14 protein-coding genes are annotated in these 15976 nt (G+C 60.8%); 1 reads left to right on the top strand and 13 read right to left on the bottom strand.

The genetic code is table 11. The features are described from left to right. Window positions 1-9 precede the first annotated feature (9 nt). The 13 genes from B0D71_RS12850 to leuC all read right to left on the bottom strand — a co-directional run bounded on the left by B0D71_RS12850 (window position 10) and on the right by leuC (window position 14937). Complete coding sequence (locus B0D71_RS12850) at window positions 10-570, bottom strand: CvpA family protein (protein WP_103395085.1); 561 nt, start codon at window positions 568-570, stop codon at window positions 10-12. A 98-nt stretch (window positions 571-668) separates the two neighbouring features. Continuing rightward, a complete protein-coding gene (locus tag B0D71_RS12845) occupies window positions 669-1352 on the bottom strand; it encodes an SPOR domain-containing protein (RefSeq protein ID WP_103395084.1) in 684 nt (227 codons plus the stop codon). Further along, window positions 1336-2643, bottom strand: coding sequence for a bifunctional tetrahydrofolate synthase/dihydrofolate synthase (gene folC / locus B0D71_RS12840; protein WP_103395083.1), 1308 nt, complete (start codon window positions 2641-2643; stop codon window positions 1336-1338). The genes B0D71_RS12845 and folC overlap by 17 nt, the downstream gene beginning before the upstream one ends. Further along, window positions 2640-3560, bottom strand: a complete 921-nt coding sequence (gene accD, locus B0D71_RS12835; RefSeq protein WP_007975665.1) for an acetyl-CoA carboxylase, carboxyltransferase subunit beta — start codon at window positions 3558-3560, stop codon at window positions 2640-2642. The genes folC and accD overlap by 4 nt, the downstream gene beginning before the upstream one ends. Window positions 3561-3777: 217 nt before the next feature. Next, a complete protein-coding gene (locus B0D71_RS12830; protein WP_103395082.1) occupies window positions 3778-4404 on the bottom strand; it encodes a phosphoribosylanthranilate isomerase in 627 nt (208 codons plus the stop codon). A 63-nt stretch (window positions 4405-4467) separates the two neighbouring features. Then, complete coding sequence (gene truA, locus B0D71_RS12825; RefSeq protein ID WP_103395081.1) at window positions 4468-5292, bottom strand: tRNA pseudouridine(38-40) synthase TruA; 825 nt, start codon at window positions 5290-5292, stop codon at window positions 4468-4470. A 281-nt stretch (window positions 5293-5573) separates the two neighbouring features. Then, window positions 5574-8204 (bottom strand): motility hub landmark protein FimV, encoded by a 2631-nt coding sequence (locus B0D71_RS12820; RefSeq protein ID WP_103395080.1) that lies wholly within the window; start codon window positions 8202-8204, stop codon window positions 5574-5576. Window positions 8205-8408: 204 nt separating this feature from the next. After that, window positions 8409-9419, bottom strand: coding sequence for an aspartate-semialdehyde dehydrogenase (locus B0D71_RS12815; protein WP_103395079.1), 1011 nt, complete (start codon window positions 9417-9419; stop codon window positions 8409-8411). A gap of 226 nt (window positions 9420-9645) precedes the next feature. Next, on the bottom strand, window positions 9646-10758 hold the full coding sequence (gene asd / locus B0D71_RS12810) for an aspartate-semialdehyde dehydrogenase (RefSeq protein WP_007975660.1): 1113 nt from the start codon (window positions 10756-10758) through the stop codon (window positions 9646-9648). Between the two features lie 66 nt (window positions 10759-10824). Continuing rightward, window positions 10825-11907 (bottom strand): 3-isopropylmalate dehydrogenase, encoded by a 1083-nt coding sequence (gene leuB, locus B0D71_RS12805; RefSeq protein WP_103395078.1) that lies wholly within the window; start codon window positions 11905-11907, stop codon window positions 10825-10827. Between the two features lie 51 nt (window positions 11908-11958). After that, window positions 11959-12726, bottom strand: coding sequence for a class I SAM-dependent methyltransferase (locus B0D71_RS12800; RefSeq protein WP_103395077.1), 768 nt, complete (start codon window positions 12724-12726; stop codon window positions 11959-11961). A 136-nt stretch (window positions 12727-12862) separates the two neighbouring features. Then, a complete protein-coding gene (gene leuD / locus B0D71_RS12795; protein ID WP_103395076.1) occupies window positions 12863-13507 on the bottom strand; it encodes a 3-isopropylmalate dehydratase small subunit in 645 nt (214 codons plus the stop codon). A gap of 11 nt (window positions 13508-13518) precedes the next feature. After that, entirely contained in the window at window positions 13519-14937 is a 1419-nt protein-coding gene (leuC, locus tag B0D71_RS12790; protein WP_103395075.1) for a 3-isopropylmalate dehydratase large subunit, read from the bottom strand. Between the two features lie 147 nt (window positions 14938-15084). Between leuC and B0D71_RS12785 the strand changes: the two genes are divergently transcribed. After that, window positions 15085-15975: a LysR family transcriptional regulator gene (locus B0D71_RS12785; protein ID WP_008047336.1), complete on the top strand. Its 891-nt coding sequence runs from the start codon at window positions 15085-15087 to the stop codon at window positions 15973-15975. Window position 15976 lies beyond the last annotated feature (1 nt).

Below are 15976 nucleotides of genomic sequence, written 5' to 3'. Positions count from 1 at the left end.
GAGCACTACTCACTGAGGCGTTTTGGCCGTCGGCAAGAGTTGCTCCTTGAACGGAATATCAGCGGGTACGCTGATTCCGCTGGCAAGCCACTGACTGCTCCACCCGAGGATCAGGTTTTTGGACCAATCGGCGACCAATAGAAATTTTGGCACGAGCTGTGACTCTTTCCACCACCCGTCCTGCTGTACCGGCCCCAGGCTCAACAGCCCGACGGCGATAACCACCAGCAACCCGCCACGCGCGGCGCCGAAGGCCATGCCGAGGAATCGGTCCGTCCCGGAGAGCCCGGTGACGCGAACCAGTTCGCCGATAAGATAATTGATCATGGCGCCTACGATTAAAGTGGCGACAAACATGATGGCACAGCCCGTGATTATACGGGCTGATGGCGTTTGAATGTACCCGCTGAGGTACTCGGACAGTGAACCACCGAACATCCAGGCAACGACTCCTGCGATGATCCAGGTCACCAGCGACAGTGCTTCTTTGACGAAGCCGCGGCTCAGACTGATCAATGCGGAGATGGCGACGATTGCTACGATCGCCCAGTCAACCCAGGTAAATGGCACAGTACAGCCTACAGACGGATAAGGCGGCGCATTTTAGCAGAGCCCATGCTTATCGGTAAGCTGCGATTGTCAGTGCATTTCATATCGGGGCGATAGTTTTAGCCACGTTCCGGTTGAAAGCGCACGACAAACCCCTTTAGGTTCTGCTGGCGGTTAAGCAAGTCACGCAGCCGGTCGGCTTCGGCACGCTCGATCAGCGGCCCGACAAACACCCGATTTTTGCCGTCGGCGGTACGGATGTAGGCGTTGTAACCCTGGCTGCGCAAGGTTTTCTGAAGTTTTTCCGCGCTTTCACGATTCGACAGACTGGCCAGTTGCACCGACCAACTGACAGACAAGCCATTGGCATCGACACGGCTTTGCGTGGTGTCCGGCTTGCCAGGTGCCGCTGTGATGGGCTGGGCAGGCGCGGTCGCAGGCTTGGCGGCCAGAGCCGGGACCGGCGCCGGTGCTTGTGGCGGTGTAACCGGTTTGGCAGCAGGCGCAGGAGCCACCGGCGCAACTGGCGCAACTGGCGCAACTGGCGCCGTCGATTCCTGCTGGGCGATGTCGTCATCGCTCGGCACGGGTTCCTGAGGCAAGGCTTGCGGCTCAGGCACCGCCACGGGCTCGACCTGCACCTGGGGCATCGCAGGCGCCTGCGGAGCCGCCGGCGCTTCGACCGTCACCTGGCGCTGTTCGTCCTGGCGGGAAAACAGCATCGGCAGAAAAATCACCGCCAGCGCGACCAACACCAGGGCGCCAACCATGCGCTGCTTGTATGCCTTATCCAGCAATGCCATTTGCCGCGTCCTCCGTGGAGCGCCGGGCCAGCCATTCAAGGGCCTCGGCGACACAATAAAATGATCCGAACAACAGGATTTCGTCGTCGCTCGTGGCCTGCGCGCACTGCCCTTCCAGAGCCGCCGCCACACTTTCGTAAGACGCGACCGAAGCACCAAGACCTTGCAACGCATCGCGCAGATCCGCAACCGGACGCGCTCGAGGCGAATCCAGTGGTGCGATAGCCCAGTGCTGGACACTAGCATTCAATTCGCCGACAACACCATCCAGATCCTTGTCTGCCAACAGCCCGAACACCGCCAGACGTTTGCCGACCGGTGGACGGCTGGCCAGACGACGGGCCAGATACTCCGCGGCATGCGGGTTATGCCCCACATCCAGCAACAAATTCAAACGTTTGCCTTGCCACTCGATCTCGCGGCGATCCAGGCGACCGACCACCTTCGCTGCCCGCAGCGCTTCGACAATCTGCGCATCCACCCAAGGCAGACCGAGCAACAGGTAAGCCTGCAACGCCAGCGCTGCGTTTTCCATCGGCAGATCAAGCAGCGGCAGATCGCGCAACTCGACTGCACGCCCTTGCGCATCGACACCTCGCCACTGCCAGTTGTGATCGGTGACGCCGAGGTCAAAATCGCGGCCACGCAGGAAAAACGGGCAATTGAGCTCGCGCACTTTATCCAGCAGGGGTTGTGGAGGATTCAGATCACCGCAGAGCGCCGGAGCGCCCTGACGGAAAATACCGGCTTTCTCGAAAGCCACGGACTCTCGGGTATCACCGAGGTAGTCCGCATGATCGACGCCAATACTGGTGACCAGCGCCATGTCGGCGTCCACCACATTGACCGTATCCAGGCGACCGCCCAGACCGACTTCCAGCACCACCGCATCGAGCCCGGAGCGCTGGAACAGCCAGAATGCCGCCAGGGTGCCCATCTCGAAGTAGGTGAGGGAAGTATCGCCGCGACCAGCCTCTACCGCGGCAAAGGCCTCGCAAAGCTCGGCATCCGTGGCTTCGACGCCATTGACCGTTACCCGCTCGTTGTAACGCAGCAGGTGCGGGGAGTTGTAAACCCCCACTTTCAAGCCCTGCGCCCGCAGCAAGGACGCCACGAACGCACAGGTAGAACCCTTGCCGTTGGTCCCGGTCACCGTAATCACCCGAGGCGCCGGCTTGCCCAGCCCCATGCGGGACGCTACCTGCTGCGACCGCTCCAGCCCCATATCGATGGCTGAAGGGTGCAACTGCTCAAGGTAGGCGAGCCATTCGCCAAGGGTACGTTGGGTCATAGGCTGGCAGGTACCGGTGGAACCACGATTGGCTCGATAGGCGCAGCCACGAACTTCGGCGTCGGCAGGCCCATCATTTGCGCCAGCAGGTTACCCAGACGCGGGCGCAACTCCTGACGGTCGATGATCATGTCGATGGCACCGTGCTCCAGCAGGAACTCGCTGCGCTGGAAGCCTTCCGGCAGTTTTTCGCGCACGGTTTGCTCGATCACACGCGGACCGGCAAAACCGATCAACGCCTTCGGCTCGCCGACAATCACATCGCCCAGCATCGCCAGACTGGCCGAAACGCCACCGTAGACCGGGTCGGTCAGCACGGAGATGAACGGGATACCCTCTTCGCGCAGACGCGCCAGCACCGCGGAGGTCTTGGCCATCTGCATCAGGGAGATCAGCGCTTCCTGCATCCGCGCACCACCGGAGGCGGAGAAGCAGACCATCGGGCAACGTTTTTCCAGGGCGTAGTTGGCGGCGCGAACGAAGCGCTCACCGACGATGGCGCCCATCGAACCACCCATGAAGGAAAACTCGAACGCCGAAACTACAATCGGCATGCCCAGCAAAGTACCGCTCATGGAAACCAGCGCGTCTTTTTCACCGGTCTGCTTTTGTGCAGCGGTCAGGCGGTCCTTGTACTTCTTGCCGTCGCGGAACTTCAGACGGTCAACCGGCTCCAGGTCAGCACCCAGTTCGGTACGGCCTTCAACGTCGAGGAAGATGTCGATACGGGCGCGGGCGCCAATGCGCATGTGATGGTTGCACTTGGGGCAAACGTCCAGGGTCTTTTCCAACTCCGGACGATACAGCACCGCCTCGCAAGACGGGCATTTGTGCCAAAGACCTTCAGGCACCGAGCTCTTCTTGACCTCGGAACGCATGATCGAAGGGATCAGTTTGTCTACTAACCAGTTGCTCATGCTTTCTTTCTCCAGTACCGGCGGCCCGAACGCTCTGGTTCGCAGCCCCGTGTATGCCCTAGCGCTAAATTCATGTGTGCGACGACGGTCGATGGACTGCCACGGTCAGCGCGAAACATGACCTGCGTGCAACCACAAACCCTCGGATTTGCCTGCTGTGTGCAGTGCATCCGCTTTGTACAGTGCAGTGGACGGCGGCAGTCTGCCAGCCGTCACATCAACAGGTGCTACCGCGTACCGCTTTGATAAATGCCTGAATCTTTGCGTGATCCTTGATGCCCTTGCTCGCCTCTACCCCGCCGCTGACATCCACGGCATAAGGCCGAACGCGCACTACCGCTTCGGCGACGTTATCCGGTGTCAGACCGCCGGCCAGAATGATCGGCTTACTCAAGCCTTGCGGTATCAGTGACCAGTCAAATGCCTCACCGGTTCCTCCAGGAACGCCTTCGACATAGGTATCGAGCAAGATTCCGCTGGCACTGGCATAGGCATCACAGGCCGCGGCGATATCATCACCCGCCTTGACCCGCAGCGCCTTGATGTACGGACGGTGCCAACCTCCACACTCTGCCGCGCTTTCATCGCCGTGAAACTGCAGCAGGTCCAGGGGCACCGCATCGAGCAGTTCACCCAATTCGCAACGGCTGGCATTGACGAACAAGCCCACGGTGGTCACGAACGGCGGCAGCCCCTGGATGATCGAGCGCGCCTGCTGGAACGTCACCGCACGAGGGCTTTTGGCGTAGAACACGAATCCGATGGCATCCGCCCCGGCCTCGACGGCTGCCAACGCATCTTCCATGCGGGTAATCCCACAGATCTTGCTGCGAACGGCTGACATGTCGACACAACTCCAAGACAAATCCGGGAAAGTCCCGGATGGTAACAAAAGCATTCGAGGGCGTCAGCCGCCAAGTTCCGAGAAGCCGGTCAGGAAGTGTGGACCGATGTAACGCTCGGGCAATTCGAACTCGTCACGGTACTCGACCTGCACCAGATACAGACCGAACGGATGCGCCGTCACGCCACCGGTCCGGCGAATCCGGCTCTCCAGCACTTCTTTCATCCACTCCACCGGGCGCTCACCGGTGCCAATGGTCATCAGCACGCCGGCAATGTTGCGCACCATGTGATGCAGGAAGGCGCTGGCGCGAATATCCAGCACGATCATCTTGCCGTGGCGCGTGACGCGCAGGTGATGCAACTCCTTGATCGGCGACTTGGCCTGGCACTGGCCGGCGCGGAATGCGCTGAAATCATGGATACCGAGCAAGTACTGGGCAGCCTCGGCCATCCGCTCGACGTCCAGCGGACGGTGGTTCCAGGTCACTTCTTCGTTCAAGTGCGCCGGGCGGATCTGATCGTTGTAGATCACGTAGCGATAACGCCGGGCAATGGCCTTGAACCGCGCATGAAAATGCGCCGGCATGACTTTGGCCCAACTGACGCTGACATCGTGGGGCAAGTTAATGTTGGCACCCATGGTCCAGGCCTTCATCGAACGCTCGACCTGGGTGTCGAAATGCACCACCTGTCCGCAGGCATGCACCCCGGCGTCGGTACGCCCGGCGCACATCAGCGAAACGGGGGAGTCGGCGACTTTGGACAAGGCGTTTTCGAGGGTTTCCTGCACGGTGAGCACCCCGGACGCCTGGCGCTGCCAGCCGCGGTAGCGCGAGCCTTTGTATTCGACGCCCAGCGCGATCCGGAAAAAGCCGTCGGCTGCCATTTCGGCGGCCGGGTTATCTATATTTGCCAAGGAAGGACAGCCTGCTGATGTACCAAAGGCGGGCATTATAAGGCCGCCGGGCGGGGATGCCAGAGGGATCTCCATTGACTGTTCCGGCCCTTTCGCGGGCAAGCCCACTCCCACAGGTTTTGTGAACGCCACCGAACCCTGTAGGAGCGGGCTTGCCCGCGATAGCAATTTCGCAGACACCAACGCATCACCGGCCAAACAAAAACGGCAGCCTCAATGGGCTGCCGCTTTTTTTACAACCTACAGATCACTCAAGCCAGGCGCGAAAGCATTTCCCTGGCTTCACCCTTCTGCTCGGCATTGCCTTCGCTCACAACCTCATTGAGGATGTCGCGGGCGCCATCGCTGTCGCCCATGTCGATATAGGCCTGAGCCAGGTCGAGCTTGGTAGCGGCTTCGTCAGTACCCGAGAGGAAGTCGAAGTCATCATCGCCATCGAGTGCGGCATCAGCCTCGGTAAACGTCGGCTCGCCGATGCTGTTGGACAGGCTCTCCAGCTCGGCGCTGACATCATCCAGCTCTGCCACGAACGCGTCCGGTACATCCGGGGTGTGTATTTCGTCGGCCAGCGACAGATCGAAATCAGCCGGCAGTTCCAGATCATCCAGCGCGACCTCGGGAACGGCCGGGGCTTCAGCGACAGGAAAATCCTTCACACCCTCATCCAGATCCAGATCCAGCAGGAAATCGTCTTCAGCCAGAATCGCCGGTGACGGTTCAGCACCGAGATCCAGATCCAGATCGAAGTCCGACAGATCGTCGAGGTTTTCCTTGATTTCAGTCTGTTGCTCCAACACCGACCCGAAACTCAGATCGTCGTCCAGCGGAAATTCGTCCAGATCCGCCAGCGCAGTCACTTCAGGCTCCGGCACAGGTGCAGGCGCCACAGGCGTAATCGCGTCCAGATCATCCAGGCTCAGGTCGAAGGCGCTGTCGAGGTCGTCCTCGAGCGGTGCCGAAGCCGGCTCTGGTGCTTGCGGCTCGTCAAGCAGCAGATCCTTGACGTATTGCGCGTCCAGCTCGGCAGCAACGGCGGCTGCGGCTATGCCACCGGCAGCCACCAGCGCCATGGCCGGGAAACGGCTTTTGAGTTTTTCAACCTGGGCGTAGTTGTCGCCATTGGCCACCAACTTACGCTCCTGGCCAACGAACGCATCGCGATCGCCTTGCTGGCCGTAGACTTCCATCAGCTTCAGGCGCAAGTCGCTGCGCTGAGGCTCTCGCTCGACGCCGTCCTCCAGCAACGCAGCGGCCTGGTTCAAACGACCGGCATTGATGTGCGACTGAGCCTGGCCCAGCACGTCATCGGAACGCTCGGCAGCCGGCGCCACCAATGGCGCGGCAATCGGCGTGGTCATCACCACCGGAGCGACTACCGGCGCTGGGGCGGGAGCAGGCGTCGGTGCAGTTGCCAGCTTCATGCTCGGCGGTGGCACTTCCAGGCCTTCGAAGCTGCTTTCCGGCAAGTCGAGATCGGTTGGGAACTGCTGCTCTTCGGCCAAGGCACGGGCCATGCGCAGATGCTTCTCGGCTTCTTGCTGGGCCTTGCGACGACGCGCCAACAACAGCAGAAGGAGCAACAGCACCACCGCGCCGCCGCCCACCAGGCCCAGCAGCACCGGATTGGTCAGCAACTCATTGAATTTCTGATCGTCGGATGCCGCTGGTGTCGCCTCGACGGGCTTCTCGGCCGGTGCCGGAGTGGCCTCGGGCGCTGCCGCAGGGGCAACCGGCGCCCCGTCTGCCGGAGCAGGCGCTGCCGGATTCGGGGCCAGCTCGGCCGACATTGCCGGTTCCGTCGCAGCAGCTGGCGCACCATTTGCACCCTCGGTCTGCAACTTGGCCAGTTGGTTGTTCTTCAGCTCGATCAGGCGTTGCAGCTTGTCCATCTGGCTTTGCAGATCAGCCACGCGGCTTTTCAGTTCGGCGTTATCACGACGACTGGCATCGAGGCTCTCCTGAGTCACCGCCAGCTTGTTGCTGAGGGCCTTGGCATCGCCGGCAGCCCCTTTGCCACGGTTCTTGCCGGACTCGGCAGAAACCAGGCTCAGCTTGTCGCTGGCCTCTTGAGCCGGAGCACCCTCGGTACGAGCGCGATTGGTGGCATCAAGCTGTTGCTGCCCTGCCCCGGGGTTCGCCACATAACGACGCCCCTGACGCCAGGCCTTGTTCTGTGCGGCCACTTCGGCAATGGCCTTGGGTTGCGGTAGGCCGGTGCTCTGCACCTGATCCGGCAGGCGCAACACCTGGCCGGTTTTCAGGCGGTTAATGTTGCCGTCAATGAAGGCGTCCGGGTTCAGCGCCTGGATAGCCAGCATGGTTTGCTGGATCGAACCGCCATTACGCGCCTTCGCGGCGATTTCCCACAAGGTATCGCGCGGCGTGGTGGTGTACTGGGACGGCTTGGTCGCACCGGTCACCGGCGCAGCGACGGTCGAAGTCGGTGCGGGCTGCGCAGCCGCCTCGGCGGTTTGCGATGAGAATTTCGATGGATCGAGCAGCACACTGTAGTCGCGCAGCAAACGGCCATTGGGCCACATGACCTGAACCAGGAACTTCACCATGGGTTCGGAGAGTGGCTTGCTGGAGGTCACGCGCAGGATGCTTTTTCCGCTGGCGTTCAGCACCGGGGTGAAGGTCAAGTCATTGAGAAACGCCTGGCGATCGACACCGGCCTTGGCGAAATCTTCCGGCGAAGCCAGGCTCGGCACCACTTCGGCAGCCGTGAGATCCTTGACATCGAGCAGCTCGATTTCCGCCACCAGTGGCTGGTTGAGCGTCGATTTCAGGGTCAACTCCCCGAGCCCGAGGGCATGCGCCATACCGGAGGACAGCGCCGAGGCGGCCGCTATTGCTAACACCAGTTTGCGAACTTGAACCATTAGCTCATCCTTAGTTTGAACATTCCTCGGCCAGCGAGAAGGTATTGATAGCCGCTGCCGTAAGGCATTGCGCGCAACGGCGAGGGTCGTCGCGCGCGATCTTTTCATTAATGCCCGGAAAGCCCCGCAGAGTGGCTCGCCTTCAGCACTCCGGCAAGCATAGGCTCGCCCGGAATCATTCGACAAATTGTTGCAAAGTATCTTTTACAGCAGGTCTTTTATCAACAACTCGGCCAACTGCACAGCGTTGAGCGCGGCGCCTTTGCGTACGTTATCTGACGTCAGCCACAAATTAAGTTCCGACAGGTCGTCGACCCCATGGCGAACCCGACCGACGTAGACCACGTCCTGCCCTACCGCATCGCCCACCGGCGTCGGGTAATCGCCGGCTTCTACCAGCTCGATGCCGGGTGCATCCTCCAGGGCCGCATTGATTTTCGCCAGGTCGATTTCACTCGCGGACTGCAGAGTCACGCTATAGCTATCGCCAAAAAACACCGGGGCTTGAATGCACGTGACGGAAATCTTCAATGAAGGTCGCGCCATGACCTGCCGCAACTCACGCACCAGGCGTTTCTCCAGCAGGGTATGACCTTGCTCATCCGGCTTGCCGACCTGGGCCAGCAGGTTGAAGGCCATCTGCCGGTCAAAGAATTTCGGCTCCAGCGGCCGCACATTCAGCAGCTCGGCGGTTTGCCGGGCGAGCTCACTCACCGCTTCGCGGCCCTGTGCCGATACCGCCAGGCTGGCGGTCAGGCTGACTCGCTGCAAATCGAGCAAGTCCATCAGTGGCGCGAGCACCACCGCCAGTGTGGTGGTCGACGGACTTGGACTGCTGACCTGAAAGGGTTTTTTCAAGCCTGCCAGCACCTGGGCGTTGGCCTCAGGCACGACCTGCGGCGCCTTTTCCGCCGGCAAGGCACCGGAAAGATCGATCACCGAGCAACCGGCGTCAGTCGCGCGGGAAGCAAAACTCAAGGAAACCGCCGGGCCAGCGGCAAAAAAGGCTAATTGCACCTTGCTGAAGTCGAACTCATCGACTTCCCGTACCCGTACGTTCTTGCCGCGATACGGTACCGAACTGCCGGCCGATTCGCTGCTGGCCAGCAGGTGCAGGGTGCCGATCGGGAAATCGCGCTCTTCGAGAATCTGCACGAGTGTTTCGCCGACAGTACCGGTGGCGCCGATCACGGCAATATCAATGGACTGGCTCATGGTTTGACCTCTGGCGAAACGGGGGAGCGGCACTTTACCGGGTGAGTGACACACAGGCAATTCGGCGGTGCTCATAGCGGCCCCATCGCTGGCAAGCCAGCTCCTACAGGGTACGCGTCAATTGTAGGAGCTGGCTTGCCAGCGATGGCGGCCTCATGGACAACCCTTGCCCATAAAAAAACCCGCACCTCTTTCAAGGCACGGGTTCTTTCATTGCTTCAGTCGATCAACGCTCAAGCAGGATCCGCAGCATGCGACGCAGCGGTTCGGCCGCGCCCCACAGCAACTGGTCGCCGACGGTAAACGCACCGACGAACTGCGAACCCATGTTCAGCTTGCGCAGACGGCCAACCGGGATGTTCAGGGTGCCGGTGACCTTGTTCGGGCTCAGCTCCTGAATGCTGGTCTCGCGGCTGTTCGGCACCAGCTTGACCCAAGGGTTGTGCTGGCTGATCAGCCCTTCGATATCAGCGATCGGTACGTCTTTGTTCAGCTTGATGGTCAGCGCCTGGCTGTGGCAGCGCATGGCGCCGATGCGTACGCAGATGCCATCGACCGGGATCGGGCTCTTGAAGCGACCGAGGATCTTGTTGGTCTCGGCCTGGGCCTTCCACTCTTCGCGACTCTGACCGTTCGGCAGTTCCTTGTCGATCCACGGGATCAGGCTGCCGGCCAGCGGCACACCGAAGTTTTCAGTCGGGTACGCATCGCTGCGCATGGCTTCGGCAACACGACGGTCGATGTCGAGGATCGCGCTGGCCGGATCGGCCAGTTGATCGGCAACAGCGGCGTGGGTCGCGCCCATCTGCTTGATCAGCTCACGCATGTTCTGCGCGCCGGCACCGGACGCCGCCTGATAGGTCATGGCGCTCATCCACTCCACCAGGCCAGCTTCGAACAGGCCACCGAGGCCCATCAGCATCAGGCTGACGGTGCAGTTGCCGCCGATGTAGTTCTTGGTGCCCGCGTCCAACTGCTGGTCGATGACCTTGCGATTGACCGGATCCAGAACGATGACCGCGTCATCCTGCATGCGCAGGCTGGAAGCGGCGTCGATCCAGTAACCCTGCCAGCCGGCTTCGCGCAGCTTGGGGAAGACTTCGCTGGTGTAGTCGCCACCCTGGCAGGTCAGAATCACGTCGAGGGTTTTCAGCTCTTCAATGCTGTAAGCGTCCTTGAGCGGAGCAATGTCCTTGCCCACGGACGGGCCTTGGCCACCGACATTGGAAGTGGTGAAAAACACCGGCTCGATAAGATCGAAATCCTGCTCTTCCAGCATCCGCTGCATGAGCACGGAACCGACCATGCCGCGCCAACCGATCAGACCTACACGTTTCATCGCAACTACACCTTCTTGAAATGTGGGCCGCTGCTTTGTCTTGAATTTGGCAGCGGGCCCGAGAGATTACAGATTCCGCAGCGCGGCGACTACTGCGTCACCCATTTCCTGCGTACCGACTTTAGTGCAACCGGCCGACCAGATGTCACCGGTACGCAAGCCCTGATCCAGCACCAGGCTGACGGCTTTCTCGATAGCATCGGCCGCAGCCTGCTGGTTGAAGCTGTAACGCAACATCATCGACACCGACAAAATGGTCGCCAACGGGTTGGCGATGCCTTGGCCCGCGATGTCCGGCGCCGACCCGTGGCAAGGCTCGTACATGCCCTTGTTGTTGGTGTCCAGGGACGCCGACGGCAGCATGCCGATGGAACCGGTGAGCATCGAGGCCTGGTCGGACAGGATGTCACCGAACATGTTGTCGGTGACGATCACGTCGAACTGCTTCGGTGCGCGCACCAGCTGCATGGCGGCGTTGTCGACGTACATGTGGCTCAGTTCGACTTGCGGGTAATCCTTGGCCACTTCCTCGACGATTTCACGCCACAACTGGCTGGAGGCCAGTACGTTGGCCTTGTCCACCGAGCACAGCTTCTTGCCGCGGACCATGGCCATGTCGAAACCGACACGGGCGATACGACGGATTTCGCTTTCGCTGTACGGCAGGGTGTCGTAGGACTGACGCTCGCCATTTTCCAGGGTACGGGTGCCGCGTGGCGCGCCGAAGTAGATGCCGCCGGTCAGTTCGCGAACGATCAGGATGTCCAGGCCGGCAACGATGTCCGCTTTCAGGCTGGAAGCCTCGGCCAGCTGCGGGTACAGGATCGCCGGACGCAGGTTGCCGAACAGGCCCAGTTGCGCACGGATTTTCAACAGGCCGCGCTCAGGGCGGATGTCACGTTCGATAGCATCCCATTTCGGACCGCCAACGGCACCGAGCAGCACGGCATCGGCCGCGCGGGCACGTTCCAGGGTCTCGTCAGCCAGCGGCACGCCGTGCTTGTCGATGGCGGCGCCACCGATCACGTCGTGGCTCAGCTCGAAACCCAGTGCGAACTTGTCGCTGGCCAATTCCAGAACCTTGACCGCTTCGGCCATGATTTCCGGGCCAATACCGTCACCTGGGAGAATCAGAATCTGCTTGCTCATGCTTTCCTCATGTCATCAGTCGGTGCGCCCACAGGCGCGCCCGGAAAAATTCTATCGCTCAGCCATCAGGACCAGTACATCTGTACTGAACGATCCATCGGCCTCAATCTCAAAATATTCGCGTACTTCATTGCCCATCGACTGCTGCAACGCGCGGATCGCGGCGCGCATCACTTCAGGTGTGCGCATGCGCTCGACCCAGCTGTTGTACTCCAGGCGCAGACGCTGACGGGTGGTAGTACGGGTGTGCAGCCCTGCCTCGCTGACCTGGCGCAACCATTCGCCGGCGGAATAATCGCGCACATGGCTGGTATCGCGCAGCACTTCGACGCTTTGCAGGTAAGTGTCGAACAACGGGCTACCCGGTGACAACACGTCGATGAACGCCGCGACACCGCCCGGCTTCAATACCCGGCGCACTTCCCGCAACGCCAAGCCCAGATCGCTCCAATGGTGGGCCGAATAGCGGCTGAAGACGAAATCGAACTCGCCATCGGCGAACGGCAGGCGCTCGGCGGCACCGTTGACTGTGGTGACGTTGTTCAGGCCACGATCGACAGCGGCAGCGGTCACGACATCGAGCATCTGCTGCGACAGGTCGTAAGCCACCACCTCCTTGACCAACGGCGCCACATGAAAACTCACGTGACCGGCGCCGCAACCGAGATCCAGCACCCGCGCCTCGCCCTGCCCGGCCAGCTCGGCCTGTAGCAGCGCGAATTCAGTGCCTTGAGCGTGTACGGCACTGCTCAGGTAGGCCGCAGCCTGTTCACCGAATTGCTTCTGGACTACCTGGGTGTGCTGGGCGGTGCGGGTCATGGGGACTTCCTTTTTTGGGGTGAGTCTTGTGGTGCCTGGGCGGGCGTCATCGCCGGCAAGCCGGCTCCTACAAGGAATGCATTTCAACTGTAGGAGCTGGCTTGCCAGCGATGGCGTCATCGCGCCTTATGCAAAATCAAGCGTCACGAAACAACCAGGGCTGGCTCGCACGGTGCTTGGCTTCAAACGTCGCGATCGCGTCGCCGTCCTGCAAGGTCAGGCCGATATCGTCCAGGCCGTTGAGCAGGCAATGCTTGCGGAAGGCATCGATTTCAAAGCTCAACACCTTGCCGTCAGGGCGGGTTACGGTCTGGGCTTGCAGATCAACCTGCAACTGATAGCCCGGATTGGCCTCGACCTGTTGGAACAGCTCATCGACTTCGGCATCGCTCAAGATGATCGGCAACAAACCGTTCTTGAAGCTGTTGTTGAAGAAGATGTCGGCATAGCTCGGCGCGATGATGCTGCGGAAACCGTACTCTTCCAGCGCCCACGGCGCGTGCTCGCGGCTGGAACCGCAACCGAAGTTCTCGCGGGCCAGCAATACGCTGGCGCCCTGGTAACGTTCGGCGTTGAGGACGAAGTCCTTGTTCAGCGGACGCTTGGAGTTGTCCTGATAAGGCTGCCCCACATCCAGGTAGCGCCATTCATCGAACAGGTTCGGACCGAAACCGGTGCGCTTGATCGACTTCAAGAACTGCTTCGGGATGATCTGGTCGGTGTCGACGTTGGCACGATCCAAAGGCGCGACAAGTCCAGTGTGCTGGGTAAAAGCTTTCATGCTGCGCTCCTTTAGATCAATTCACGGACGTCGATGAAACGACCGTTCACAGCGGCGGCGGCGGCCATGGCCGGGCTGACGAGGTGAGTACGACCACCGGCGCCCTGACGGCCTTCGAAGTTGCGGTTGGAAGTCGAGGCGCAATGCTCGCCACTTTCCAAACGGTCCGGGTTCATCGCCAGGCACATTGAGCAACCCGGCTCACGCCATTCGAAACCGGCTTCGAGGAAAATCTTGTCCAGGCCTTCCGATTCGGCCTGCGCCTTCACCAGACCCGAGCCCGGCACGACGATGGCCTGCTTGATGGTCGAGGCCACTTTGCGGCCCTTGGCAATCACCGCAGCAGCACGCAGGTCTTCGATCCGCGAGTTGGTGCAGGAACCGATGAACACACGGTCGAGCTGAATGTCGGTGATCGCCTGATTGGCGGTCAAACCCATGTATTTCAAGGCACGGACGATGGAGTCGCGCTTGACCAGGTCCATTTCCTTGGCAGGATCCGGCACGTTCTGGTCGACCGCCAAGACCATTTCCGGCGAGGTGCCCCAGCTGACTTGCGGCTTGATTTGCGCGGCATCGAGCTCAACCACGGTATCAAACGCGGCATCAGCGTCAGAAACCAGGTCTTTCCAGGCTTCGACGGCCAGGTCCCATTCCGCGCCTTTCGGAGCGAACGGACGGCCCTTGACGTATGCCACGGTTTTTTCGTCCGCAGCCACCAGGCCTACGCGAGCGCCGGCTTCGATGGACATGTTGCAGATGGTCATGCGGCCTTCGACAGACAACTCGCGAATCGCGCTGCCGGCGAATTCGATGGCGTGGCCGTTACCGCCAGCGGTACCGATCTTGCCGATCACGGCGAGCACTATGTCCTTGGCGGTCACACCGAAAGGCAATTGGCCTTCGACGCGCACCAGCATGTTTTTCATTTTCTTGGCGACCAGGCACTGGGTGGCGAGCACATGCTCGACCTCGGAGGTGCCGATACCGTGAGCCAATGCGCCGAATGCGCCATGGGTCGAGGTGTGGGAGTCGCCGCAGACCACGGTCATGCCCGGCAAGGTGGCGCCCTGCTCCGGGCCGATGACGTGGACGATGCCTTGGCGAACGTCGTTCATCTTGAATTCGACGATGCCGTATTCGTCGCAGTTGTCATCGAGGGTCTGGACTTGCAGGCGCGAGACCTGGTCGACGATGGCGTCGATGCCGCCCTTGCGTTCCGGCGTGGTCGGTACGTTGTGGTCCGGGGTCGCGATGTTGGCATCGATACGCCATGGCTTGCGCCCGGCCAGGCGCAGGCCTTCGAAGGCTTGCGGCGAGGTCACTTCGTGAATGATGTGACGATCGATGTAGATCAGCGCAGAGCCATCGTCGCGCTGCTTGACCAAATGCGAATCCCAGAGCTTGTCGTAGAGCGTTTTGCCGGCCATCAGACGGTTCCTCATCAGCTTGTTTCTATGCCCCGGGTTTTGAATGCCTCAATAACCCTTTGGCTTGTGAGGCTGATCCTATGGGGTTACATTAAATAACTCAAATTCATATTTTTTATGCTTTGGATAACCAACTGGAATACAACCATGGACCTGGCCAACCTCAATGCATTTATTGCCATCGCTGAGACCGGAAGCTTCTCCGGCGCCGGGGAGCGGCTGCACCTGACCCAGCCAGCGATCAGCAAACGCATCGCCGGGCTGGAGCAGCAATTGAAGGTGCGACTGTTCGATCGCTTGGGCCGTGAAGTGGGCCTGACCGAGGCCGGGCGCGCCCTGCTGCCGCGGGCCTACCAGATTCTGAATGTCCTCGATGATACGCGCCGCGCCCTGACCAACCTCACCGGCGAAGTGACCGGTCGTCTGACCCTGGCCACCAGTCACCACATCGGCCTGCATCGTTTGCCACCCTTATTGAGGGAATTCACCCGACGCTACCCACAAGTGGCGCTGGATATTCAGTTCCTCGATTCGGAAGTGGCCTACGAGGAAATTCTCCATGGCCGCGCCGAACTGGCGGTCATCACCCTGGCGCCGGAACCCCATGCACTGGTCAAGGCCACCCCGGTGTGGGACGACCCGCTGGATTTCGTGGTCGCCCCAGAGCACTCTCTGCTCAACAACGGCAAGGTCAGCCTGGCGGACATTGCCCGACACCCGGCGGTCTTCCCAGGCGGCAATACCTTTACCCACCATATTGTGCAGCGGCTGTTTGAAGCCCAGGGCCTCACACCCAATATCGCCATGAGCACCAACTACCTGGAAACCATCAAGATGATGGTCTCGATCGGTCTGGCCTGGAGTGTTTTGCCGCGCACCATGCTCGACGATCAGGTGGCGCGCATACCTTTGCCGGGCATACAGCTCACTCGCCAGCTAGGCTATATCCTGCACACGGAAAGGACGCTGTCGAATGCTGCCCGGGCTTTCATGGCCCTGCTGGACGCTCAACTCGATCCGCCAGGGACTCAAGGCTAAC

This window comes from Pseudomonas laurylsulfativorans (assembly GCF_002906155.1).
GTDB lineage: Bacteria > Pseudomonadota > Gammaproteobacteria > Pseudomonadales > Pseudomonadaceae > Aquipseudomonas > Aquipseudomonas laurylsulfativorans.
This window is presented reverse-complemented; position numbering and strand designations above follow the sequence as displayed.